This window comes from Streptomyces sp. NPDC059452 (genome assembly GCF_042750035.1).
Lineage (GTDB): Bacteria > Actinomycetota > Actinomycetes > Streptomycetales > Streptomycetaceae > Streptomyces.
On record NZ_JBHYVE010000014.1, the window covers coordinates 1 to 24,282 of the forward strand.

At 72.7% G+C, this 24,282-nt stretch carries 22 protein-coding genes; 10 read left to right on the forward strand and 12 right to left on the reverse strand.

Translation table 11 applies throughout. From position 1 onward, the window contains the following. Positions 1-282: 282 nt before the first annotated feature. Positions 283-606, forward strand: coding sequence for a hypothetical protein (locus ACFW9Z_RS19445; RefSeq protein ID WP_384642108.1), 324 nt, complete (start codon positions 283-285; stop codon positions 604-606). Positions 607-654: 48 nt separating this feature from the next. Here the strand turns inward: ACFW9Z_RS19445 and ACFW9Z_RS19450 are convergent, their stop codons facing one another. Continuing rightward, complete coding sequence (locus ACFW9Z_RS19450; RefSeq protein WP_384642110.1) at positions 655-2,292, reverse strand: penicillin-binding transpeptidase domain-containing protein; 1,638 nt, start codon at positions 2,290-2,292, stop codon at positions 655-657. Positions 2,293-2,480: 188 nt separating this feature from the next. After that, the gene (locus ACFW9Z_RS19455; RefSeq protein ID WP_384642113.1) at positions 2,481-4,250 is read right to left on the reverse strand and encodes a dolichyl-phosphate-mannose--protein mannosyltransferase; all 1,770 of its coding nucleotides are present in this window, start codon (positions 4,248-4,250) and stop codon (positions 2,481-2,483) included. Positions 4,251-4,303: 53 nt separating this feature from the next. On the opposite strand from ACFW9Z_RS19455, the gene rsmI reads away from it, so the two are divergent. Further along, positions 4,304-5,176 (forward strand): 16S rRNA (cytidine(1402)-2'-O)-methyltransferase, encoded by an 873-nt coding sequence (rsmI, locus tag ACFW9Z_RS19460; RefSeq protein ID WP_384642116.1) that lies wholly within the window; start codon positions 4,304-4,306, stop codon positions 5,174-5,176. Positions 5,177-5,204: 28 nt separating this feature from the next. On the opposite strand, the gene ACFW9Z_RS19465 is transcribed toward rsmI, so the two are convergent. Genes ACFW9Z_RS19465 through ACFW9Z_RS19485 form a run of 5 tightly spaced genes read right to left on the reverse strand, consistent with a single transcriptional unit; the run spans position 5,205 to position 9,144 of the window. Continuing rightward, entirely contained in the window at positions 5,205-6,260 is a 1,056-nt protein-coding gene (locus ACFW9Z_RS19465) for a serine hydrolase domain-containing protein (RefSeq protein WP_384642119.1), read from the reverse strand. Continuing rightward, a complete protein-coding gene (locus ACFW9Z_RS19470; protein WP_384642121.1) occupies positions 6,257-7,198 on the reverse strand; it encodes a DUF6895 family protein in 942 nt (313 codons plus the stop codon). The genes ACFW9Z_RS19465 and ACFW9Z_RS19470 overlap by 4 nt, the downstream gene beginning before the upstream one ends. Then, positions 7,195-8,256, reverse strand: a complete 1,062-nt coding sequence (locus ACFW9Z_RS19475) for a DUF6895 family protein (RefSeq protein ID WP_384642124.1) — start codon at positions 8,254-8,256, stop codon at positions 7,195-7,197. Before ACFW9Z_RS19475 ends, ACFW9Z_RS19470 begins: the two co-directional genes overlap by 4 nt. After that, positions 8,253-8,957 (reverse strand): hypothetical protein, encoded by a 705-nt coding sequence (locus tag ACFW9Z_RS19480; protein WP_384642126.1) that lies wholly within the window; start codon positions 8,955-8,957, stop codon positions 8,253-8,255. Before ACFW9Z_RS19480 ends, ACFW9Z_RS19475 begins: the two co-directional genes overlap by 4 nt. 10 nt (positions 8,958-8,967) lie before the next feature. Then, entirely contained in the window at positions 8,968-9,144 is a 177-nt protein-coding gene (locus tag ACFW9Z_RS19485; protein ID WP_019762097.1) for a hypothetical protein, read from the reverse strand. A 520-nt stretch (positions 9,145-9,664) separates the two neighbouring features. On the opposite strand from ACFW9Z_RS19485, the gene ACFW9Z_RS19490 reads away from it, so the two are divergent. From ACFW9Z_RS19490 to ACFW9Z_RS19510, 5 genes are all read left to right on the forward strand, one after another. Beyond that, positions 9,665-10,030, forward strand: a complete 366-nt coding sequence (locus tag ACFW9Z_RS19490; RefSeq protein WP_384642129.1) for a hypothetical protein — start codon at positions 9,665-9,667, stop codon at positions 10,028-10,030. Positions 10,031-10,144: 114 nt separating this feature from the next. After that, positions 10,145-11,011, forward strand: coding sequence for a TatD family hydrolase (locus tag ACFW9Z_RS19495; protein ID WP_384642132.1), 867 nt, complete (start codon positions 10,145-10,147; stop codon positions 11,009-11,011). A gap of 251 nt (positions 11,012-11,262) precedes the next feature. After that, positions 11,263-12,534, forward strand: coding sequence for a ubiquitin-like domain-containing protein (locus ACFW9Z_RS19500; protein ID WP_384642545.1), 1,272 nt, complete (start codon positions 11,263-11,265; stop codon positions 12,532-12,534). Further along, a complete protein-coding gene (gene rsmA / locus ACFW9Z_RS19505; protein WP_384642135.1) occupies positions 12,531-13,433 on the forward strand; it encodes a 16S rRNA (adenine(1518)-N(6)/adenine(1519)-N(6))-dimethyltransferase RsmA in 903 nt (300 codons plus the stop codon). The genes ACFW9Z_RS19500 and rsmA overlap by 4 nt, the downstream gene beginning before the upstream one ends. Continuing rightward, positions 13,430-14,416 (forward strand): 4-(cytidine 5'-diphospho)-2-C-methyl-D-erythritol kinase, encoded by a 987-nt coding sequence (locus tag ACFW9Z_RS19510; protein ID WP_384642138.1) that lies wholly within the window; start codon positions 13,430-13,432, stop codon positions 14,414-14,416. The genes rsmA and ACFW9Z_RS19510 overlap by 4 nt, the downstream gene beginning before the upstream one ends. Here the strand turns inward: ACFW9Z_RS19510 and ACFW9Z_RS19515 are convergent. Next, a complete protein-coding gene (locus ACFW9Z_RS19515; RefSeq protein ID WP_384642141.1) occupies positions 14,394-15,134 on the reverse strand; it encodes a hypothetical protein in 741 nt (246 codons plus the stop codon). The two genes, ACFW9Z_RS19510 and ACFW9Z_RS19515, sit on opposite strands and share 23 nt — an antisense overlap. Before the next feature lie 336 nt (positions 15,135-15,470). On the opposite strand from ACFW9Z_RS19515, the gene ACFW9Z_RS19520 reads away from it, so the two are divergent. Continuing rightward, positions 15,471-16,922: an acyltransferase family protein gene (locus ACFW9Z_RS19520; RefSeq protein WP_384642143.1), complete on the forward strand. Its 1,452-nt coding sequence runs from the start codon at positions 15,471-15,473 to the stop codon at positions 16,920-16,922. On the opposite strand, the gene ACFW9Z_RS19525 is transcribed toward ACFW9Z_RS19520, so the two are convergent. The 4 genes from ACFW9Z_RS19525 to ACFW9Z_RS19540 form a co-directional block, all read right to left on the reverse strand. After that, on the reverse strand, positions 16,916-17,176 hold the full coding sequence (locus tag ACFW9Z_RS19525) for a Txe/YoeB family addiction module toxin (RefSeq protein ID WP_097869852.1): 261 nt from the start codon (positions 17,174-17,176) through the stop codon (positions 16,916-16,918). The two genes, ACFW9Z_RS19520 and ACFW9Z_RS19525, sit on opposite strands and share 7 nt — an antisense overlap. Continuing rightward, positions 17,173-17,424, reverse strand: coding sequence for a type II toxin-antitoxin system Phd/YefM family antitoxin (locus tag ACFW9Z_RS19530; RefSeq protein ID WP_384642146.1), 252 nt, complete (start codon positions 17,422-17,424; stop codon positions 17,173-17,175). Before ACFW9Z_RS19530 ends, ACFW9Z_RS19525 begins: the two co-directional genes overlap by 4 nt. Before the next feature lie 130 nt (positions 17,425-17,554). Further along, entirely contained in the window at positions 17,555-18,637 is a 1,083-nt protein-coding gene (locus ACFW9Z_RS19535; RefSeq protein WP_384642149.1) for a hypothetical protein, read from the reverse strand. Continuing rightward, positions 18,634-19,797 (reverse strand): hypothetical protein, encoded by a 1,164-nt coding sequence (locus ACFW9Z_RS19540; RefSeq protein WP_384642151.1) that lies wholly within the window; start codon positions 19,795-19,797, stop codon positions 18,634-18,636. The genes ACFW9Z_RS19535 and ACFW9Z_RS19540 overlap by 4 nt, the downstream gene beginning before the upstream one ends. Positions 19,798-19,993: 196 nt before the next feature. Between ACFW9Z_RS19540 and ACFW9Z_RS19545 the strand changes: the two genes are divergently transcribed. Beyond that, the gene (locus ACFW9Z_RS19545; protein WP_384642154.1) at positions 19,994-21,817 is read left to right on the forward strand and encodes an ABC-F family ATP-binding cassette domain-containing protein; all 1,824 of its coding nucleotides are present in this window, start codon (positions 19,994-19,996) and stop codon (positions 21,815-21,817) included. A gap of 408 nt (positions 21,818-22,225) precedes the next feature. Continuing rightward, entirely contained in the window at positions 22,226-24,226 is a 2,001-nt protein-coding gene (locus ACFW9Z_RS19550; RefSeq protein ID WP_384642157.1) for a PQQ-binding-like beta-propeller repeat protein, read from the forward strand. The last annotated feature ends 56 nt before the right edge of the window (positions 24,227-24,282 follow it).

Here is a 24,282-nt window from a genome sequence, read left to right on the forward strand (position 1 = left end):
GTGCGGTGAAGATTCGACACCTCCACCACACACGGGGGCCCTCGCCACGATCAAGCCTCACCAGCGTTAACAACGCTCGTGATCAATACACCTAGCGGCAGCCGCCACCCACGCACCCGGGACCCCTGCACCCCGCCTCCGGTCAGGGGCTCCCGGCCCGCCGCGTCACCGCGTGAGTACGCGCCCGCCGAGTCACCGCGTGAGTACGCGGCAGACCCGATGAGTACGGGCGTGAGTACCCGCCCGGATGGTCCCGCCCCCGCCGTCCTGTGTGCTGGGCCCATGACCACGACGAACCTGCTCCGCGCCCCCGAAGACGCTTCCGCCGGTGGCACCCGGGTGGCCGCGCTGGCCGGGCTCGCCCTGTTCGTCCCCGCGCTGCTGGGCACCTTCCTGCTGATGCTGATCGATGCCTACGAGCCCGGCGACGGCGCGATGGGCGGGCCTGCCCTCGCGGGCCTGGTGGCGCTCGTCCTCTCCCTGGTGCCCGGTTCCGCGGTCGCCGTGGCGCCCGGGGGTACCTTCACCCGCAGGACCCGGACGACGCTGTTGTGGCTCCAGTACGGCCTGCTGGCCGCGGGCCCGCTGCTCGCGCTCGCCGACTGACCGCCCGTACGCCGTTCACTGACCGTCCGTACGCCGCCGATCGCGGTCTCAGCCGCCCGCCTTCAGCACATCCGCCACCACCGGACCGGCCGCCTCGCTGCCGCGGCCGCCGGTCTGGACGACCGCCGCCGCGGCGAGGTCGTTGCTGAAGCCGGTGAACCAGCTGTTGGAGATCTCCTGCCCGTCGACCTCGGCCGAACCGGTCTTGGCACCCTTGACGCCGCCCACCGTGGCCATGGACTTGGCGCCGGTTCCCCAGGCTGCCGTGGCTTGCATCATGGTGTTGAGCTGCTGGGTGACGGCAGGCGACAGCGAGCGCGAGGCCTGGGCCAACTGCCGGTTGTCCAGGGACTGCGGGACGATGACCGGCTGCCGGAAGGTGCCGGTCATCCCGGTGGCGGTGATGGACGCCATGTTGAGAACGTTCATCTGGACGGTGCCCTGCCCGATGTACTGGGCGGCCGCCTCTCCACCCACTTCCTCCGGCACGCTGCCGTCGGTCGTGACGACGCCGGTCTTCCAGTCCAGACCGATCCCGAAGACGTCCCGGGCCATCTTGGCGAGCGCGGCGTCATCCTTCGTGTCGTCGATGAGCTTGATGAGGGCGGTGTTGCAGGACCGGGCGAAGCTCTGGGTGAACGTGGAGCCGTCCGGCAGCGCGAAGTGGTTCAGGTTGTGGAACGAACGCCCCTGGTACATGGCGTCCTTGGGACACTCCGCCGCCCCGTTCGCCGTGACGAGCCCCTTCTCCAGCAGCAGCGCGGCCGTCATGATCTTCAGCGTCGAGCCGGGCGCCTGCTGGCCCTGCAACGCCACGTTGAACTCCGTCACCGGGTTGTTGGCCACCGCGCGGATCGCCCCGGTGGACGGCTTGACCGCGACCACCGACGCCTGCCCGAACTTCTTCACCGCCTGTTCGGCCGCCGCCTGGGCGCCCGCGTCGAGCGTGGTCTGCAGCTTGCCGGGCGTGCCCTTGGCGAGGGTCAGGAGGGTGGTGTCGGGCTGCCCCTCGTCGGCGGCCTCGATCCAGGTCTCGATCCCGGGCGAACCGCCGGACACCTCCCCGTACTTCTGGCGCAGGGTGTCCAGGATCGGCCCGAGCGAGGGGTACTTCTCCTTGGTGAGTACGGCGCCCTTGTGGTCGACGGCCTCGATCTGCGCGGTCGACGACTCGCCCGTCTTCAGCGTGGCGCCCTTGGTCAACTGCGGGTGTACGACGGTGGGTTCCCAGTCCACCAGCGCCTTCCCGGTCGTCAGCCCGCGCACCACGGTGAGCTCCGAGGCGTACGACAGGGGCTTCGACTTCCCCCCGAAGGAGACGGTGGCCCGGACGGTGTAGGGCACCTTCGTGCCGACCGCCGGGCCCGGAGTGATCTTCACCTTGCCGATGTGGGCGTCCTCGCCGTACGAGGTGAGCACCGGCCCCGCCTCGGCCTCGTTGTTGGTGAGGAGGGCCGCGCCCGCCGCGTCCCCGGACGCCCAGGCGTCGAAGAACCCCTGTGACGTCTCGGCTATCTCCTCCGCGCTCGGCGGCCCCGTTCTCACCTCGGGGGTCGCGTTCCGCGAGGCGATGCCGCCTCCGCCACCCCCGTCGCTCCCGAGCATGCTGTAGGCCCCGTAACCGATCCCTCCGGTCACCAGGATGAACACTCCGCCGACCACGGCGACCTTCGCTCCACTGCGCATCCGTGCAGTCCCCCTCCCCAGGAGTGCCCCTCGGGCATGTTCAAGGGGCAACTGTGAGGAACCCTAAGGGGATGTCGTCACGGACGCGGATGTTGTTACCGGACCGGGACGCTTGGCCGGAAAGCGCTCTCTGGATGGCGGGTAAGTGAGGGTCGGTGTCGTCGGCGCGCGCACGTTCCGGTGTCCGGCTACACCCATGTATCCAGCCACATCCGGTCCCGCCACAGGTCCTCCGGGATCGAGGTCCCCGTGTACAGGGGATAGAAGTAGATGAAGTTCCAGATGATCAGGAGCACCAGCACGCCCGCCGCGATCGCCCCCAGGGTGCGGCGGCGTTCGCCCGTCGGGTCGTGGGCCGTCAGGCCCAGTTCCGCGCGGGCGCCCGTGCCCGCCGCCGGGCCCACGATCGCGCCCAGCATCATCGTCACGGCCAGGCAGAGGAACGGAACGAACACCACCGCGTAGAACAGGAAGATCGTGCGCTCCTGGTAGAAGAACCAGGGCACCCAGCCCGCCGCCACGCCGCAGGCGATCGCGCCGGCCCGCCAGTCGCGGCGGAAGAGCCAGCGCCACACCACGTACGCGAGGGCGAAGCACGCCGCCCACCAGAGCAGCGGGGTGCCGATGGCCAGGACCTCGGCGGCGCACTTGCCCGTGGCCGACTCCTGGCAGCCCGTCTGCTCCTCGTAGAAGTACGAGACGGGGCGGCCCAGCACCAGCCAGCTCCAGGGGTTCGACTCGTACGTGTGGCCGGAGGTCAGGCCCACGTGGAAGTCGTACACCTGGGTCTCGTAGTGCCACAGGCTCCGCAGCCAGTCCGGGAAGAGCCAGCTCCAGGCGGAGTCCTTGCCCTCCGTGGCCGCCCAGTTGCGGTAGTAGCCCTTGTCCGTGACGATCCAGCCGGTCCAGGAGACGAGGTACGTGACGATCGCCACCGGGACCGTGGAGAGGAAGGCGGGGAGCAGGTCCCGGCGCAGCACCGCCGTGTACGGGCGCGCCGCGCCCGCCGTGCGGCGCGCGCCGACGTCCCACAACACCGTCATCAGGCCGAACGCGGCCAGGACGTACAGGCCGTTCCACTTCGTCGCGAAGGCCAGGCCCAGCATCACGCCCGCCGCGATGCGCCACGGCCGCCACCCCAGGCGCAAGGTTTCCGCGATCCGGGCGTCCGGGCGCAGCACCCCCTCCTCGTCCACCGGCAGGGCGGAGGCCAGTCGGTGGCGTGAACGGTCCCGGTCCACCACCAGGCAGCCGAACGCGGCCAGCACGAAGAACATCACGATCAGGTCGAGCAGCGCGGTCCGGCTCATCACGAAGTGCAGGCCGTCGACGGCCAGCAGCAGGCCCGCCAGGCAGCCCAGGAACGTCGAGCGGAACAGCCGTCGGCCGATCCGGCAGAGCAGGAGGACCGAGATCGTGCCCAGCACCGCCACCATGAAGCGCCAGCCGAACGGCGTGAAGCCGAACATCTGCTCGCCGAACCCGATGATCCACTTGCCGACCGGCGGGTGCACCACATACCCCGGGTCGGTCGGGATCGGCACGGAGGACGGGTCCTTGAGGATCAGCTTGTCGACGTCCTTGGGCCACGATCCCTCGTACCCCTGGTTGACCAGCGCCCACGCGTCCTTCGCGTAGTACGTCTCGTCGAATATCACCGCGCGCGGCTGGTCCAGCTTCCAGAAGCGCAGCACCCCCGCGACGAGCGTGACCAGGAGCGGTCCGCCCCAGCCGGACCACCGCACCAGGCGGTCGGCCATCTGCGGCGGGATCGCGAAGACCGACCACACCTGCCGTCCCGGCCGGGTGTACGGCGGGTCCAGCCGGTCGCGGAGCGAGGTCTCCGGGCGCGGGACATGGCCGAAGCGGCGCAGCCGCCGTTGCCAGGAGGTCGGCTCTTCGCCGAGCGGGTCCCCGGCGTCCTGGCCCCGCTGGGTCTCGGGTGCGGTACTCGTCACCGCGCCATCGTAGGGAACGCATCTGTGCGAAGGGTGCTGCCCGTGCTGCGAGGATGGCTGATGTGACTGGAACGACTGGAACGCTCGTGCTCGCAGGGACCCCCATCGGTGACGTGGCGGACGCCCCGCCACGCCTGGCCGCCGAACTGGAGCGGGCCGACGTCGTCGCCGCCGAGGACACCCGGCGGCTGCGCCGCCTCACCCAGGCGCTCGGCATCCACACCTCGGGGCGTGTCGTCTCGTACTTCGAGGGCAACGAGTCCGCCCGGACACCGGAGCTCGTGGAAGCCCTGGTCGGTGGCGCTCGCGTGCTTCTTGTCACGGATGCGGGGATGCCGTCCGTCTCCGACCCCGGCTACCGGCTCGTCGCCGCCGCGGTCGAAAAGGACATCCGCGTCACCGCCGTGCCGGGGCCGTCGGCCGTACTCACCGCCCTCGCCCTCTCCGGGCTGCCCGTCGACCGGTTCTGCTTCGAGGGGTTCCTGCCGCGCAAGGCCGGGGAGCGGCTCTCCAAGCTCCGGGAGAACGTCGACGAGCGGCGCACGATGGTCTTCTTCGAAGCCCCGCACCGGCTCGACGACACCCTCGCCGCCATGGCCGAGGTCTTCGGCGCCGAGCGGCGCGCCGCCGTCTGCCGGGAGCTGACCAAGACGTACGAGGAGGTCAAGCGCGGTCCGCTCGGTGAGCTGGCCGTGTGGGCCGAGGACGGCGTACGGGGTGAGATCACCGTCGTCGTCGAAGGCGCCTCCGACTCCGGTGACGAGGGGCTGGACGCCGAGGAGCTCGTGCGGCGCGTGCGGGTGCGCGAGGAGGCGGGGGAGCGGCGCAAGGAGGCCATCGCCGCCGTCGCCGCCGCCGCCGGGCTGCCCAAGCGGGAGGTGTTCGACGCGGTGGTGGCCGCCAAGAACGCGGAGAAGGCCCCGTAGTGCGGAGAAGGCCCCGTAAGTTACGGGGTTACGGCGTTTCCGTCAGCAGGTCGTACGCCGTTGCCACGAACGTGTCCTTCCGGTGCACCCGCCTCGTCGCCGTCGCCGCCACCGCGAGGCCCGTGTCCGGGCGGAAGCCGAGGAACGCCTGCTGGCCGAGGGTGGCTCCGGCGTGGAAGAGGACCGGGCCGTACGGGGACGGGTGCTGGAACCACGTCAGCGTGTGGGTGTGCGCGTGCCGCCACCCCCGCCGCAGCACCGGGCGGGTCACCTCGGTGAGCGCGGCGGCCAGTGAGGGGTCCCGCAGTTCGGTGGCCCCCACATGCGCCTCCAGGAACGTCAGCAGGTCCAGCGGCGTCGACCGCAGCGCCCCCGCCGCCGTGAAGCCCCCCGTGTCCAGGGCGGGCAGCGGGGTCCCGTCGCGGCGGTGGCCCGTCGCGTCGGTGCCGTCGGGGCCCGGGCGCAGCAGCGTGGCCTCCAGACCCAGCGGGGCCAGTACCTGCTGGTGCAGCAGCACCTCCCACGGGGTTCCGGTGGCGGCCGCCAAGGTGTGGCCGAGGACGGAGACCGCGAAGTTCGAGTAGTGCCAGCGGGTGCCGGGGCGGTGGCGCGGGCGGGCGCGGAGGAAGGCCCGCACCACCCGGTCCGCCGGATAGTTCCCGTACGGGTCCGTCGACCAGCGAGGCACCGCCTGCGGATAGAAGTCGGCGGGCAGCCCCGGCAGCCCCGAGGTGTGGGTGAGCAGATGGCGCAGGGTGATCCGGCGGACCGACGGGTGCACCGGGAGGCCCGGGGCCAGCAGGTCCGCCGCCCGGTCCTCGTACCGCACCCTCCCCTCTGCCACCAGCCGGGCCAGCAGCAGCCCCGCGAACGGCTTGGAGGCCGAGCCGAGTTCGTAGTGCAGGCGCTCGCGGGCGACCGGGCCCGGCTCCGCGCCGCCGCCCGTGTGGACCGTACGGACCCCGCCCCGGCTGATCGCGAGCACCACGTCCGGGGCGTCGACGGCGCGGGCCGCCTCCGCGAGGAGACGAGCGGTGGCCGGGGAGCCGGGGGCGGCCACCTGGGGCATCGTCACGTCCGTCATGCCGGGGCCGGTTCCGCGCTCAGGCCGGACAGGGCCCGGCTCATCGCCAGCGCCGAGGCGAACGCGGCCACCAGCGTCGGGTGGTAGACCAGGTCGAACACCGCCTCCTCGTCCCCCTCCGGCATCCCGCCCACCACCGGCATCGCCCCGTCCGGCTGCTGCGCCTGCGCGAACCCCTGCCAGGCCGCCGCGTCCAGGGTGGGCGACGGCAGGCACGCGTCCACCACCAGCAGCTCGCCCAGCAGGTCCCAGCGCTTCAGGTCCAGCCAGTCGTCCAGCCAGGCGGGCAGCCACAGCCCCAGGTACTCCGCGATGTCGGCGGGGAGGCCCGCGGGCTTCTCGCCCCAGTCGGTGAGGTGGAAGACCGTGTGCGTGATGTCGTAGCCGATGTGGCCCTCCACCGTCCACGGCTCGGCCCGCCGTGCCAGCCAGGTGTGCGCGAGCGCCGCCGTCTCCGGAACGCTCGGCTCCACCCCGAACCGCCGCTCGATCGCGCTCAGCCCGAGCCGCCGCACCGGCAGCACCTCCAGCCCCGCCCAGCTGGTCAGCCGGTGGTTGAGCCGGATCGCGGACTCCAGGTCCGGCTGCCGGTAGCCCAGCTCCCGGAACGGTACGTAGACCTCCAGCGGCACCGGCGAGAGCGGTTCGCGCCGCTGGCCGTCCAGCAGCCGCGCCCCGGAGCCCAGCAGCTCGTGCCAGGCGTGGTCCAGGAGCTTGTGGGCCAGCGCCGACTGCTGCGAGCCCGCCACGCCCTCCCGGAAGATGACCTTCCCGATCAGCGCCAGCTCGCCCAGCGGCTTGAACCGGTCCAGCACGCCCGCCTCCGGCGCCGGGTCCGACTCCAGCCGGAACCCCTCCCGGTGCTCGTACAGCCAGTCCAGGGCCTTGGCCCCGACGTCGTGGATCTGCTGGATGCCGGTGGTGGTGCCGCTGCTCATGGGGTGTGCCTTTCCCGGCCGGGAGCCGTTTCGCCTGATTGCCGCAGGGACCTGAGGGACAGGGCCGCCGCGAAGGCCGTGACCAGCGTGGAGTGGTAGCAGTCCATGAAGGGGTACGGGTCCGGCTCCCCGTCCGCCCGGGCCGGTGGGCCGGTCTCGGGGAGGCAGCCGCTGGGATGCTGTACGTCGGCGAGCACCGGCCAGACCGCGTCCAGCAGCTCCAGCGGCGCCGGGCCCGGCAGCGAGGCGGCCACCGCGAGCAGCTCGCCCGTGAGGTCCCACTGACCGCTCTCCAGACAGCCGTCGGCCCACGGGGCCAGCCAGGTCCGCAGGTACGCGTCGATCTTCTCCGGCACCCGGTCGGGCATCCGGCCCCAGTCGGTGAGGTGGAAGACGGTGTGGGTCAGCGCGTAACCGGACGGGCCCTCGAACATCCACGGCTCCGAGAGGCCACCCAGCCAGGTCCGGGCGAGCACCCCGCCCGCGTCCGTGTGGGTCACCACCCCCACCCGCCGCTCGGAGTTGATCAGCCCGAGCTGCCGGTTGGCGTGCTGCTCGGTGTGGGCCCAGGCGCGGGTCGCGGTGAGCGGGCGGGCCAGGGCCTCGAACCCCTCGTGGCGCAGCCCGTACCCGGCGAAGGCGGCGTAGATCTCGTACGGGTACGCGGCGAACGGCTCCGCGCGGAGCAGCTCCAGCAGGAGTTCGCCCCGCGCGACCTCCTGCCAGGCGTACGTGACGAGGTCCCCGGCCACCTCGTGTTCCGGGCTGCCGGGGGCGGTGGCGCGGCGGACCGTGGAGCAGAGCTGGGCCAGTTCGCCGAGGGGTTTGAGCGTGGCGTTGACCTGGGTGTGGGGTTCCAGGACGTCGTCGGGGAGCGCGAAGCCCGTGCGGTGCGCGTCGGTCCAGGCGAGGGCCCCGCGCAGGACGTGCGGGAGGACGGCGAGCGCGGCGCCGGGGGAGGTGCGCGCGTGCTCCCGGAGGGCCTGGTCCGGGCGTGACCGGGTGCGGCCGTCGGGGCCCGGGGGCCCCTCCGGGTCCTGCGCCGCGGTCGTCGTCATCGCGTCCTCGCCTCGGCCATCAGCCGGGCCGCCCGTACGTGGAGGGTGACGCGGGGGTCGTGGCCGCCCATCAGCTCGACGAAGTCCAGGCCGCGCTCCAGGCCCAGGGTCGCCGGTTCGCCGCCGATGGCCGCGAGCCAGCGGCCCGCGCCCGCCGCCTGGAGCCAGTCGCGCCGCCGCACCGCGCGGACGAAGCCGCGCGAGAGGTCCACCGCCCGGTCCGCCGCCGCCCGCCGCACGGCCGAGGGGGCCGCCGGTACGGCGAGAGGGGCGAGCACCGAGAGCTGGTGGGTGAAGGACTGCCAGGGGGCCTCCTCCAGCCAGGCGGCGTCGGGCTCCTCGTAGCCGCTGACCGAGGTTCCCGGGGGCGGCGGCGCGATGCGCTGGAGCGTGGAGATCATGTGCCAGTGGCTCCAGGCCGTCGCGGCCGGAGCATCGGGTTTGGGCGGGAATTCCCGTACCGCCCGGTCGAGCACGGCGACATCTCCCGGATGCGGATGACGGCCGTACAGAACGCTCGGCAACAGCAGGTCTCCACCGATGACCCGCGCTGCCGCAATTCCGGTCCGGTTTTCCTCGTCGATTCCTGCCGCGCCGCATACCGTGGCGAGGTGGTCCCCGCTCCGAAGAGCGAGGACCACCTCTGTTGCCAGGTCATGCACGGCACCCGCCAGCGGGGACGACGCATGTGTCTGGTCCATGTTCCGACGTTCAGCCCTTCTTCGGGCGCGGGGTCGGAGGCGAAAGCAGCAGGGCGCCGCCGCCCGCGAGAAGCGCGAGGTAGGCGCATTCGCGGGTGTCGCGGTACACGCCGTCGATCTCGCCCGGGTTGAGTGCGGCGTCGAGGTCGAACTCGATGTCGGTGGCAGTGGTGTCCGTGGTGTACATGGGTTGTTCCCCGTCCTGTGGGAAATGGGGTGGACGTAACGAGTGAAAAGGAGGAATGGGGGCTCCGCAAATCGGAGAGCGTGAGTTGTGGAAATAGCGTATTCAATTGAATGCTGAATTCATGGGCCGAACGAGTGAGTCGGCCGCCTCGATTCGGGGAATTGCCGGGGGTGGAACAGGGGTGGTGCGCGGGCGCACTCGCAAGGGGTGGCGAGCGCGTTCGGGGCGCTCGGTGGTCCGCCGGTCACGCGCTGTCCTGTCCGCCGGTCAGGGGCTGTCCTGTCTGCCGGTCACGGGCTGTCCCGTCTGCCGGTCACGGGCCGCCCTGTCCCGGGCCATGCGGCGGCAAAGGGCGGCAAAAGGACGCCAAGAACGCACCAATATCGGCTCTGAGCTGGTGCGTCCGTCCGTGCGCGGGTGTCCACTGGAAGGGACGGGCCACCTGTTCGAACCCCTCGGGCGGGCCGGCCGTCCCCGGAGTGCCTACCGACGGCCTGACCGGCGGACAAGAGGAGCGGGTATGAGCGAGATCGCAGCGACCACCGTCCACGAGGCGTATGCCTTCGCCTGCATGAGGTGCGGGTACGGCTGGGAGCAGTCCTACGAGATAGAGCACCACACGGACGTCCACGGCCATGTGTTCGTCGTCTACACGGCCGACGGTGAGCGTGTGCCGTCCCCGCTCTCCACCCCCACCTGCGCCAACTGCGACGGACACGTGGTGCGCATCATGCGGGCCGGGCGGGTGGCCGGTGCCCAGCAGATCCTGCGGCCGAAGGCCGCTCCGCGGAGCACGGAGCGGGACGCCGAGAAGGTCCCGGCCGCCCGCTCCTCCGACCGCCACTGGCGGCTGTCGGACCTGCTGCACCCGTTCCACCGCAGGTGACACGGGGGTGACGCGAGCGTGAGAGCCGGGCCCGGCGCCATCGGCGTGCGCCTCCCCGCGTGAGGACCCGGTCCTCGTACGCCGGTGGCACCGGGCCCTCGTAGAGTCGTCCGCATGAGCCGTACCGAAGCCCCGCCGCTGCCCGAACCCCTCCGGGTCCCGGTCGCCGACTCCCACACCCACCTGGACATGCAGGACGCCACCGTCGAGGAGGCCCTGGCCCGGGCCGCCGCGGTGAACGTGACGACGGTGGTCCAGGTGGGCTGCGACGTGGCCGGCTCCCGCTGGGCCGCCGAGACCGCCGCCGCCCACCCGGCCGTCCACGCCTCGGTCGCCCTGCACCCCAACGAGGCCCCGCGCATCGTCCACGGGGACGTCGAGGGCACCGCGCGGCAGGGGGCCCGGGAGCCCGGCGGCAAGGCGGCGCTCGACGAGGCGCTGGCGGAGATCGACGCGCTGGCCGCCCTGGACCACGTGCGCGGGGTCGGGGAGACGGGCCTGGACTTCTTCCGTACGGGCCCCGAGGGCATCGCCGCCCAGGAGGAGTCCTTCCGGGCCCACATCGAGATCGCCAAGCGGCACGGCAAGGCCCTGGTCATCCACGACCGGGACGCGCACGCGGACGTCCTGCGGGTCCTGGCGGACGCGGGCGCCCCCGAGCGGACCGTGTTCCACTGCTACTCCGGCGACGCCGACATGGCCCGGATCTGCGCGCGGGCCGGGTACTTCATGTCCTTCGCGGGCAACGTGACCTTCAAGAACGCCCAGCCGCTGCGGGATGCCCTCGCCGTGGCCCCGACCGAGCTGGTCCTGGTCGAGACGGACGCGCCTTTCCTCACCCCCGCCCCGTACCGCGGACGGCCCAACGCCCCGTATCTCATTCCGGTCACGCTCCGCGCGATGGCCGGGGTGAAGGGGCTGGAAGAGGACACGCTGGCCGCCGCGATCTACGACAACACGGCACGCGCGTTCGACTTCTGAGCCCGCACCGCACGCTCTCCGTGGCCATGTGCAGTCGCGCCGCTTTGGAGAGTGACCGGAGCTCCGCTATCGTCCCCGCGCACGACGGGGGCGGCAGCAGGCGGATCTTCGGGAGCGGCGTGAGCACTTCGCAGGGCAGTCACCGGGCGGTACGCGGCGGACGCCGTACGGCACTGGCACCGCCGCCTCCTGCCCCGCTGCCTGTGGCTGGGGCCGTTCGCGGGGCCGTGCCTGGGCCCGCCCCGGTGCTGATGGCCTTCCCCGGTGGCTTCCACGATCAGCTGACCGTCGCCGACGGGCTCTTCGCGGAAGGTCCCGCTGCCGCCCACGCCCCGACGGTGGTCGACGCCCCGTTCGTGGTGCCCCGGCCACGCCCCACCCGCGCCGACGCCCGGCGGGCCGCCAAGCGCCGCCGTACGTTCGCGGGGAACCCCGACAGCCTCCGCCGCCTCGTCCCCCGGGCCCTCGTCCTCGCCTTCCTGGCCGGCGGCACCACCGCGTTCGTCGCCCACGACAAGGCGATCCGGCTGGACGTCGACGGCACGCCCCGCACCCTGCACACCTTCGCCGACGACGTCACCGAACTCCTCGCGGACGAAGGCGTCACCATCGGCGCCCACGACCTCATCACCCCGGCCCCCGGCACCGACCTGGACCACGGCGACGAGGTCACCGTCCGCTACGGCCGCCCCCTGGACCTCACGCTCGACGGCCACCACCGCCGGGTCTGGACGACCGCCGACACGGTGGAGGAGGCCCTGCGCCAGTACGGCGTGCGCGCCGAGGGGGCGTACCTCTCCACCGCCCTCTCCGCCCCCATCGCCCGCACCGGCCTCACCCTCACCGTCCGCACCGAACGCACCGTGACCTTCATGGCGGACGGCCAGGAACGCACCCTGCGCACCAACGCCGCCACCGTCCACGAGGCCCTCGCCCAGGCGGGCATCACCCTGCACGGCCAGGACACCACCTCCGTCGGCCCCGGAAGCTTCCCGCGCGACGGCCAGACGGTCTCCGTCATGCGGATCACCGACACCCGCGAGGTGCGCGAGGAGACGGTCCCGTACGCCGTCGAACGGAGCGAGGACCCCGAGCTGTTCCGGGGCACCGAGGTGGTGGACCGGGCGGGACGCAACGGCGTACGCCGGGTCACGTACGCCGTCCGGACCGTCAACGGCGTACGGCAGAAGCCCCGCAGGACCGCCGAGGAGCTGGTCCACCTGCCGGTCAGCCGCGTCGTGCGCACCGGCACCCGGCAGCGGCCCGCAGCCGTCACCGGGGCGGACGGGCTGAACTGGTCCGCGCTCGCCGCCTGCGAGTCCGGCGGCCGGGCGGGGGCGGTCGACCCGAGCGGGACGTACGGGGGCCTGTACCAGTTCGACGTACAGACCTGGCAGTCCCTCGGCGGCGCCGGGCGCCCCCAGGACGCGCCCGCCGCCGAGCAGACGCACCGGGCGAAGAAGCTCTACGTACAGCGGGGGGCGAGTCCGTGGCCGCACTGCGGCCGTAGGCTTACCGGGTGAGCAGCACAGAGCCCGACGCCCTCCTGGGCCCCGCAGACATCCGCGACCTGGCCGCGAAGCTGGGCGTACGCCCGACCAAGCAGCGTGGTCAGAACTTCGTCATCGACGCCAACACGGTCCGCAGGATCGTGCGCACCGCCGAGGTCCGCCCGGACGACGTGGTCGTCGAGGTCGGCCCCGGGCTCGGCTCGCTGACCCTGGCGCTGCTGGAGGCGGCGGACCGGGTGATCGCGGTCGAGATCGACGACGTGCTCGCGGCCGCCCTGCCCGCCACGGTCCAGGCCCGGATGCCGGAGCGCGCCGACCGGTTCGCCCTGGTCCACTCCGACGCGATGCTGGTCACCGAGCTGCCGGGCCCCGCGCCCACCGCGCTCGTCGCGAACCTCCCGTACAACGTGGCCGTGCCCGTCCTGCTCACCATGCTGGAGCGCTTCCCCAGCATCGAGCGGACCCTCGTCATGGTCCAGGCCGAGGTCGCCGACCGGCTGGCCGCCCGCCCGGGGAACAAGGTCTACGGCGTGCCGTCGGTGAAGGCCAACTGGTACGCGGAGGTCAAGCGCGCCGGATCCATCGGCCGTACGGTCTTCTGGCCCGCCCCGAACGTCGACTCCGGGCTCGTCTCGCTCGTCCGCCGCACGGAGCCCATCGCCACCACCGCGACCCGCGCCGAGGTCTTCGCCGTCGTGGACGCGGCCTTCGCCCAGCGCCGCAAGACGCTCCGGGCCGCCCTGTCCGGCTGGGCCGGTTCCGCGCCCGCCGCCGAGGCCGCGCTCACCGCCGCCGGGATCTCGCCGCAGGCGCGCGGGGAGGCGCTGACGGTGGAGGAGTTCGCGGCGATCGCGGAGCACAAGCCGGAGGTGTCCGGGGGAGCCGCGCACACGCCGGAGGTGTCGGAATGAGCCGCGCACACGCCGAAGGTGCCGTCCCTGTGAGTGCTGTACGTACGGGCGTCACCGTCCGCGTCCCCGCCAAGGTCAACGTCCAGCTCGCCGTGGGTGCCGCGCGCCCCGACGGCTTCCACGACCTGGCCAACGTCTTCCTCGCCGTCGGCCTGTACGACGAGGTCACCGCGACCCCCGCCGACGAGCTGCGCATCACCTGCTCAGGCCCGGACGCCGCCCAGGTCCCGCTGGACGCCACCAACCTCGCCGCCCGCGCCGCCGTGGCCCTGGCCGAGCGGTACGGCATCGAACCCGCCGTCCACCTCCACATCGCCAAGGACATCCCGGTGGCGGGCGGCATGGCGGGCGGCAGCGCCGACGGGGCCGCCGCGCTGGTCGCCTGCGACGCCCTGTGGGGGACGGGCGCGAGCCGTGACGAGCTGCTGGCCATCTGCGCGGAGCTCGGCAGCGATGTGCCGTTCAGCCTGGTCGGCGGGGCCGCGCTCGGCACCGGACGCGGCGAGAAGCTGACCCCGATCGAGGTGGGCGGGTCCTTCCACTGGGTCTTCGCGGTGGCGGACGGGGGGCTGTCCACGCCTGCGGTGTACGGGGAGTTCGACCGGCTCACGGCCGGGGCGGACGTTCCCGAGCCGACCGCCTCGCCCGCGCTGCTGGCCGCCCTGCGCTCCGGCGACTCCGGCGCACTCGCGGGCGCCCTGAGCAACGGCCTCCAGCTCGCCGCGCTCTCCCTGCGCCCCTCCCTCGCGGACACCCTGGCGGCAGGCACGGAGGCGGGGGCGCTGGCCGCCCTGGTCTCCGGATCCGGGCCGACGACGGCGTTCCTGGTGGCGGACGAGGCGGCGGCCCGCAAGGTGGCCGCCGCGCTGATGGCCTCCGGAACGTGCCGCGAGGCGCGCGTGGCGGTGTCCCCGGCACCGGGGGCCACGGCGGCACCAGGGGCCACGGCGGCTCCGGGCGTCACTGCCAGCGGTACGGCGTGATGCTGGGGTCGTAGGAGCAGGTGACCATCGTCCCGTTGGTGGCCTTGAGGGTGCGGCCCCGGTCGGCCTTCGGGCAGAACTGGCCGTCGACGACGGGGTGGCCGTTGGACGTGCAGGCGTACCCCTGCTTGCCGTCGGGGCAGGTGGTCATCGCGCCGCCGCCGGGCTGCGGCGCGGCCTTCGTCGGGGCCGGGTCCGGGGCGGGAGCGTGGGTGACGGGCGGCTTCGGCTTGGGGGCGGGCGGGGTGTAGGCCGGGTCGTTCTTCTGGTGCAGATAGCCGTGGAAGCTGGTCGTGCAGTCGGAGAAGTTCTCCGCGAGCCTGACGGTGACCGTGGCGGCGGCCGTGAGCGTCGCGCCGGGCCGGGGGCTGGTGGCGCATATGTACCAGTCGTCGTGGTCCCGGGGGAGGGTGACGTCCTTGTGCTGGGCGGCGGATGTCAGGCGTGCGGCGGATATGTCCTGGCGGGTGAGTTCCGCCTCCGCCTCCTCGTACGTCCGGCTGTGCAGGGCGGGCATGACCGGATCGGGCGTGGCGCTCACGGTGGCCGCGGGGGTCTCCGCGGGAGCGGGGGTGGCCGAGTGCGTGACCGTGTCCGTGGCGGCGGGCGAGGTCGCCGGGGCGGTGGCGTCGGCCTGGGTGCCGCTGCCGCCCGAGCATCCGGCCAGGGCGAGGGCGCCGAGGAGGGCTACGGGGGCGAGGCGGCGGGAAATCCGCACGATGGTGGTACTCCGATTCTGGGAACGGCGAGCGGCAGCGGTACGGCGGATCGCCGGACGGCCCAACGCCGTTGGTACGTGGACGAGTTGACCCCGGAGCCGCCGGGGCGCGGCGGAGCCGAGGCCGCGGGGGCCGTCTCCGCGGGGAGCGGCTTTTGTGCTTGTTGTACGCGTACGGCCCCGCCCTGTCCAGATCTACTGCACGGTACGGAGCCGGGGCTGCCCCGATCCGCTCCGGAGACAGGCGGGCGTTCCTCCGTCACCCCCCTTACTCAGAAGCCGAATTGAGTACCCGCACCCTGTCGCACCACCCGCGTCCGCCGCGACTGTATGCCTATGGGATCACCAGTTCGCGTACTCGCCGAGGCCACCCCGGCGAGCCGGGACCGCTATGTCGACCTCCTCCGCGTCGCCTCGCTCGGCGTGGTCGTCCTCGGCCACTGGATGATGGCGGCCGTCACCCCGGACGGGGTCGGCAACCTGCTCGCCGTCGTTCCGGCGCTCCAGCCGCTGACCTGGCTGCTCCAGGTCATGCCGGTGTTCTTCTTCGTCGGCGGCTTCTCCCATGCCTTGTCCTACCGCTCCCAGCTCCGCAAACGCCCCGAGGGCTCCGGCGGCTCCGTCTACGCGGCGTTCCTGCGGGCCCGGCTCCAGCGGCTGCTGCGTCCCACCATGGTCTTCGTGCTGGTCTGGGGCGTCGCGGCCCTCCTCATCCAGCTGCTCGGCGGGGGCGGCGGGCTGACCGGCACCACCCTGCGGCTGGTGACCCAGCCGCTCTGGTTCATCGGGATCTACCTGGCGATGGTGGCGTTCACCCCGCCGCTGCTGAGGCTGCACGAGCGGTACGGCTGGGGCGCGTTCGCCGGGCTGGCGGGTGCGGCGGCGGTCGTCGACATCCTCCGGTTCGCGGCCGGAGTCCCGTACGTCGAGTTCCTCAACTTCGCCTTCGTCTGGCTCGCCGTCCACCAGCTCGGCTTCCTGCGCGCCGACGGCCGCCTGGGTGTCGGCCCCGGCGCCGGATCCGGCCGAGGCCTTGGCGGTGGCCCCGGCCTTCGCCGCCCCGCGCTGCTGGCCGGGACCGGCCTGGTCACCGCCGTGGCCCTGGTGGCGTTCGGGCCCTACCCGCTGTCCATGGTCGGGATGCCCGGCGAGAAGGTCAGCAACATGGCCCCGCCCACCCTCGCCCTGCTCTGCCACGGCCTCTGGCTGGTCGGCGCGGTCGAGCTGCTCCGCGCCCCGGCCGCCCGGCTGCTGGCCCGCCCCCGCGTCTGGCGCACGGTGGTGGCCGCCAACGGGGTGGCGATGACCGCGTTCCTCTGGCACCTCACTGGGATGCTCGGGGTGTACGGGGCGATGCTCGCCCTGGACGTCCCGCTCCCCGAACCCGCCACCGCCGCGTGGTGGGCCCAGACCCCGCTGCGGCTCGCGGTCGCCGCCGCCCTCACCGCCGGGCTCGTCGCGGCCTTCCGTACCTTCGAACGCCCGGCGCCCGCTTCCCCGACCGCTTCCGCAACCGGTACGGGCTCCGCGACCGGTACGGGCTCCGCATCCGGTACGGGCTCCGAGCCCGATACGGGCTCCGCCCCACTGGCCGCCCTCGGCGCGGCCCTCTGCCTGCTCGGCGTGCTGGGCCTCTCCATGGTCGGCTTCGCCGGTCTGCTGGAGGGCCGCTCGGCCCTGCTGATCGCCCTCCCGGTCACCGCCCCGGCCGCCGTCGCGATGACCCTGTGCGGCTGGCTGCTGGTGGAGCGGGCGGGACGGGGGCCTCTGCGGGCCCGGGGTCAGTGACCGTAGTGGTAACGGCAGGCGGCGACGCGCACCTCGTCGTCGACCACCTTGTAGATCAGCCGGTGCTCATCGGTGATGCGGCGCGACCAGTACCCGTGGAAGCCGTGCTTCAGGGGTTCCGGCTTGCCCATTCCCTCGTTGCCGTTCCGGGCGATGTCCTGGAGCAGTGTGTTGATCCTCTTGAGGATCTTGCGATCCTGGTTCTGCCACCAGACGTAGTCGTCCCACGACGACTGATCCCACACGAACTTCACTCCGCGAGCTCCCGTACCGAGCCGCCGCCGCTCTCCAGACGGTCGATCGAGGCCAGCAGCCGACGCGCGTTCTCCGGGCTCCGGAGCTGGTACGCCGTCTCCTTGAGGGATTCGTACTCATCGAGCGCCACTATCACCACCGGCTCATGCCCGGCACGCGTGACCACGACCTCCTCGCGATCGTCCGCGACCGCGCTCAGGGTCTCGGCGTACTTGGCGCGGGACTCGGTGTAGGTCATGGTCCGCATGGTCGCCTCCGTATATGTACATCATCCTGTACGTACAGGATAGTGTACATGTCTCGCTCTCGGAGGGGTGCAACAAGCGGAACGAACCGTGCCGCTCCGCCGCCCTCCCTCCCCTGCCCCCCCGGGGGGCCTACGCCGGGCGCGGTGTCGTGCAGCCGTGGCGCTTCGCCGAGCGCTCGGCGAAGCGCTGGAGCGCTGCCCGTAGCTCCCGGTGGTCCACGGCCAGGGCCGTGTAGCCGGCGGCGTCCTCGTCGCGGAGGGTGTCCACCTCGAACAGGGCGGTCCCGCCCGCGCCGGGGCACCGGGCGGTCAGCGCGTACCTGCCGTCCGGTGCGTCCGGGCCCGTGCGGGCGGTGGCGCTGTCCCTCCTTTCGTCCAGCCTGATGAGGTCCAGCCGCGCAGCCGGTCCGTAGGACGCGGTGAACTCGTACAGGTGCGCACCGCGCAGACCGCCCAGGGCGCAGTTCTCCATGGGTGCCGGTTCCGTGGGTATCTCCGTCACCGTGCGCACGCCCCACCGGGCGGCGGTCCTCCCGTCCAGCACGCCCGCACAGCTCCCCGTCGCCGTGGCGAAGGGCTTGTGGTCCCTGCGGGTCGTCGTGGCGCCGACGTTCTTCACCCGCCCGCCGGACGTGGCCGCGCAGCCGGTGCGCCGGGCGTACGCCGTCGCCGTCTCCGTGAGGACGGCGACGAGCCACGCCCGGGCCACCGGATCGTCGAAGCCACCCCGGCCGAGGTCGGCGTCCGCCGTCATCACCCGTCCGTGACCGGACCCCTCGCCGCAGTTCAGCAGCAGCACGGCCCTCGCCTCGTGCCCGCGCTTGCCGTCCGGATCAAACCGGAACGAGCCGGTCCAGTTGTGCCCCAGGGGTGCGTCGAACCCGCCGACGTCCTCCAGGACCGTCAGGCCGCGCGTTTCCCGGGCCCACAGCACCAGACCGGCGTCCGTGTCGGCGTCGGCCGCGCTCACCGTGCAGCGCCGCCGGTCGGTCCAGCTGCCCGACGAGGTCAAGGAGATACCGCCGAAGAGCTCCCGTACCGCCCCGGCCGCCAGATCACCGTCGCAGGCCGTATCCAGGGCCCGGTCGTCGCGCCAGGACTCGTAGCCGCCGGAGACCCAGAAGAACCCGCCCGCCAGCACCACCGCGGTCACGGTCCAGGCCGTCGTGCGGCGCACCCATCGCCTGCGCCAGAAGCGGACGTCGTCGCTCACTTCCACACCTTTCCGAGGACCTTCACCGCACGGCAGCCGGACGCGTCCAGATACGCGTCGAGGACCCCGTCGGCGCGGGCGGCCGCGAGGGGGGCGGGGGCCATGCTGACCGTCACCCGGCTCAGGGTCCGGCGCCCCGAGCACGAGGCGTCGGCCCAGACGGCCATCCGGTACCGCTTCCTGCCGGGATCCGACTTCCACTTCGGCTTCGACTGCACCTCCGGCTCCGGGGCCGGATCCCGGGACAGGGCCGCCAGTTCGGCCCCGTACTCCGTGCGCGCCTCGGGCAGCAACGGGCCCCGCCAGCTCACCGAGGTCACCACGGCGGTCTGGTCCTCCCGGGTCGGCGTCTTCGCGCGCCGGAGCTTCAGGGAGCAGGCGTCCGCATCGTCGCCCGTGACGCCGGAGCTGTCCGGCTCGCCGCGCCCCCAGTCCTTCCCGCCGAGCAGCTCCGGCCGGAACCAACGGCAGGCCGGCGGGGCCGCGTCGGACTCCTCGGGCTCTTCCCCCACGAACCTCGGCAGGGGCCGTACGTCCGAGGGCTCCACCGCCGGACCTCCGCAGCGGCCCCGGTCCCGTACATGGTTGGCGACGGCCGCCACCGCGTCGCCCAGCTCCCCGGCCGCCCGGACGTACTCCGGCCCGTCGGCCCGGAACGAGGCATGGACGCGGAAGCGGGTCACCGTCCGGGGATAGCCGGGCAGACCGCCCGGGCAGGCGGCGGTGACCTGGGTGGTGGCGGTCCGGTACGCGGTGGCCCAGCCGGGCTCCTCCGCCGTCCGCCGCGCGGAGGAGAGGATGTCCCCGTGCCGTACGCCGGGCAGCGGAGCGTCCAGTACCGGCACCGCCGCGAGTTCCAGGCCCCCGCGCTCGCCCCAGTCCAGCGAGCACCGCAGCAGGGTGCGCGGCCCGCGCCTGGACGGCCCGGTCAGGTCCAGGTCGGTACGCAGCTCCCAGGTCTCGTCCCCGGGCAGCAGACCACGCACCGTCCCCTCCGGCAGAACACCCGCGCACGCCGTGTCCAGGACGCGGGCGTTATGGGCGTCGCGCCGCTCGGACCGTACGAGGATGAAACCGGCCACCAGCACTGCGGCGAGTACGGCCACGGCCGCTTTCGGCAGCACCCGGTGACCGATGAACCGTTCCCATAACGCTGCCATCACTTTGCCCCCCGGCCCCATGATCAGTCGCCGCACGCTACCGCACCCCGCGCGGCGGGCCCGGACGAGGGCATCCGGTCGTCCGGTCATCCGGCCATCCGGCCCTCCGGTCCCGGGCGGAGAGGCCGCACGACCGGCGTCCCGCCACGGCGCCGTACCCTGGGAACGTCGATGCATCCCCCCGGACAGGAGTGAAATGGCCGTCAATCTGGTCAATGTCGAGCAGGTCAGCAAGGTGTACGGCACCCGTGCCCTGCTCGACGGTGTATCCCTCGGGGTGTCCGAGGGCGACCGGATCGGTGTCGTGGGCCGCAACGGCGACGGCAAGACGACCCTCATCCGGATGCTCGCCAAGCTGGAGGACGCCGACACCGGCCGCGTCACCCACAACGGCGGGCTGCGCCTCGGCGTCCTCACCCAGCACGACTCCCTGGACCCGGCCAAGACCATCCGCCAGGAGGTCATCGGCGATCTCGCCGACCACGAGTGGGCGGGCAGCGCCAAGATCCGCGATGTGCTCACCGGGCTCTTCGGCGGCCTCGCCCTGCCCGGCTTCGAGCACGGGCTCGACACCGTCATCGCCCCGCTCTCCGGCGGTGAGCGCCGCCGTATCGCGCTGGCCAAGCTCCTCATCGACGAGCAGGACCTGATCGTCCTCGACGAGCCCACCAACCACCTCGACGTCGAGGGCATCTCCTGGCTCGCCGGGCACCTCCGGACCCGGCGCTCGGCCCTCGTCTGCGTCACCCACGACCGGTGGTTCCTGGACCAGGTCTGCACCCGCATGTGGGACGTCCAGCGCGGCACGGTCCACGAGTACGAGGGCGGCTACAGCGACTACGTCTTCGCCCGCGCCGAGCGCGAGCGGATCGCCGCCACCGAGGAGTCCAAGCGTCAGAACCTCATGCGCAAGGAGCTGGCCTGGCTGCGCCGGGGCGCCCCCGCCCGCACCTCCAAGCCGCGCTACCGCATCGAGGCCGCCAACGAGCTCATCGCCGACGTGCCGCCCCCGCGCGACACCAGCGAGCTGATGAAGTTCGCCAACGCCCGCCTGGGCAAGACCGTCTTCGAGCTGGAGGACGTGACCGTCCAGGCCGGTCCCAAGACCCTGCTCACCCACCTCACCTGGCAGCTCGGCCCCGGCGACCGGGTCGGCCTGGTCGGCGTCAACGGGGCGGGCAAGACCTCGCTCCTGCGCGCCCTCGCCGAGGCCGCCCGCACCCAGGGCGACGAGCAGCCCGCCGCCGGGAAGATCGTCGTCGGCAAGACCGTCAAGCTCGCCTACCTCTCCCAGGAGGTCTCCGAGCTCAACCCGAACCTCCGGGTCCTGGAGGCCGTCCAGCAGGTCCGCGACCGGGTCGACCTCGGCAAGGGCCGCGAGATGACGGCGGGCCAGCTCTGCGAGCAGTTCGGCTTCACCAAGGAGAAGCAGTGGACGCCCGTCGGCGACCTCTCCGGCGGTGAGCGCCGCCGCCTCCAGATCCTGCGGCTGCTGATGGACGAGCCCAACGTCCTCTTCCTCGACGAGCCCACCAACGACCTGGACATCGAGACCCTCACGCAGCTGGAGGACCTCCTCGACAGCTGGCCCGGATCGATGATCGTGATCTCCCACGACCGGTTCTTCATCGAGCGGACCACGGACAAGGTCATGGCCCTCCTCGGCGACCGCGCCCTGCGGATGCTGCCGCGCGGCATCGACGAGTACCTGGAGCGCAGGCAGCGGATGGAGGAGGAGGCCACCCCCTCCGCCGCCCCCGCCCCCGCGCGCGGCACCTCCGCCGCCCCGGCGGCCCCGGCCGTCTCCGCACAGGAGGCCCGCGCCGCGAAGAAGGAGCTCCAGAAGGTCGAGCGCCAGCTCGACAAGCTCTCGACCCGCGAGACCACGCTGCACAAGCAGATCGCGGAGAACGCCACCGACTTCGAGAAGGTCGCCAAGCTCGACGCCGAACTCCGCGAGCTCGTCACCGAACGCGACGAGCTGGAGATGCGCTGGCTGGAACTGGCCGAGGACGCCTGAGCAGGGACCGTACGAGGGGGACACGTACCGATGCCGCAGCCTCACCGCCCGGCCCGCCCTCTGGCCCGTGTATCCGAACGCGCTGCGGTCCAAGGGCACGGCAGGCGCTCATCGGCGGGGGCGACGACAAGGAGGAGAAGCCGATCCTGTCCATGCTCGCCTTCGGTGACTGACCGTCACCTTCCGCGGGTCGTAACGAGGGCATCACGACGCGGTTCTCCCTTGGGAACAGGGGTTGGACCGATCCGGTGTTCGATGGAGTCCGGGTGGTACAAAGAAGCCCCGCCCGACTGTCGTAACACCGCGGAAGCCATGCCCGATTCGCTCCTTTCCGGGGTGAATTGAACCCTCCCGGAATCGCGGGGGAGACCGGATCGGGCACCGGACCGCACGAAGGGGGACGTGCTGATGAGCCAGCCGCCCAGCCAGCAACCGCCGCAGGGAGGCTTCGGGGCTCCGCAGGAGCCGCCGCAGGGAACTCCTCAGCCGCCCCAGGCCCAGCCGCCCCAGGCCCAGCCGCCCGGTCAGCCGGCCCAGCCGCCGCAGGCGCCGGCCGCCGGTCCGCCGCCCGCGCAGCCCCCGGCAGGCCCGCCGCAGACCCCGCCGCCGGGCGCCCCGGCCTACGGCTACCCGCAGACGCCCCCCGGCCAGCCCGGCTACGGCTACCCCCAGGCTCCCGGCCAGGCCCCGGGCCAGGCTCCCGGCCAGCCCTCCGGCCCGTACGGTCAGCAGCCCCCCGGCCAGGCCCCCGGCCCGTACGGTCAGCAGCCCGGCCCCTACGGTCAGCAGCCCCCCGGCGGCTACGGTCAGCCGGCCCCCGGGCCCTACGGCCAGCCCGCTCCCGGCCCCTACGGTCAGCCCACCCAGCCCTACGGCTACCCGCAGCAGCAGTACCCCGGCGCCCCGGCCCCGGGCGGACCGGGCGTGCCGGGTGGACCCGGCGGTTCCGGTGGTGCCTTCAAGGGGAAGACCGGCATCCTCGCCGCGGCGGCCGTCGCCGTCGTCCTGCTCGTCGGCGCGGGCGCCTGGTACGTGGTGAGCGACAGCGGCGACGACCCGAAGAAGCCGGTCGCGGGCGCGAGCGACGACCCCAAGGCGTCCGAGAAGCCCAGCGCGTCGCCCACGGTCGACGAGGGCGACGGCAGCGGCGACGGCCGGGAGACGAACGACGACCTCAACGCCGGGCGCAAGCCGGGCGAGGCGAAGGTCGCCTGGCTCCAGAAGAACGACGTGGACCTCCCGCGCAACGGCGCCGAGGTGCACGGCCCCTGGTTCGTCGGCGACATGGTCGTCAAGGCCATGTACCGGGGCATCTCCGGCTACGCGGTCGCCGACGGCAAGCAGAAGTGGACGCTCGCACTCCCCGCCGACGTCTGCGCCACCCCCAACTCGGCCACCGCCGACGGCAAGATCGTCATCGGCATCAAGAGCAGCACCACGGACCGCGCCGACTGCTCCGTCCTCCAGATGATCGACCTCAACACCGGCAAGGCCGGCTGGAAGAGCACGGTCAAGAAGAACGGCACCTGGGACATGCTGTCCGACATCGGCCTCGCGATCAGCGGGGACACGGTCACCGTCGGACGGACCAGCTACTCCAGCGCGTACCGGATCAGCGACGGCAAGGAGCTGTTCGGCACCCCCACGGGCAACTGCAAGACCTTCGCCTTCGCGGGCGGCCCGAAGCTCATCGCCGCCGCCAGCTGCCGTACCGACGACGTCAAGAACCCGCAGCACCAGATCCAGGAGCTGAACCCGGCCACCGGCAAGCCCAAGTGGACCTACCAGCCGCCGCGTGGCTGGGAGGTCAAGAAGGTCTACTCGGTCAGCCCGCTCATCGTCTCGCTCGACAACCGCGAGAAGAAGCAGTGGTCCATCGCCGCGTTCACCGAGAGCGGCAAGCTCCGCTCCCAGATGACCCCGGCCAAGAACGACACGCTCACGGCCAACTGCGGCAGCGCGTTCGCCATCTTCGGCCAGAAGCTCGAAGGGTGCAGCGGGGTCGTCGCCGACGCCAGCACCTTCTACATCGCCACCAAGCCCGGCACCGGCTCCGACCGGACCAACAAGGTCATCGCCTTCGACCTGAACACCGGAAAGCCCAAGTGGACGGCGGCCGCCCCGGCCGAGCGCGTGGTGCGCCCGCTGCAGATGGAGGGCGGCAACGTGCTGCTCTACCTGGAGCCGCGGTACGACAAGGCCGGTGCCATCCTCACGCTCCCGTCGACCGGTGGCGCCACCAGCGTCCTCCTCCAGCACCCGGAGGGGACCAACCGGATCGAGAACGGCTTCTTCTCGGACGTGGTCCGGTACGAGGACGGCCGCTCCTTCATCGTCAGCAAGCGCGTGAGCGCGAGCAACGACAAGGAAGAGCTGGAGCAGACGACGGCCCTGGTGTTCAGCAAGTGACGGCTCACTCCGTGACAGCCCTCTTCGTGACAGCCCTCTCCGTGACGGTTCACGAC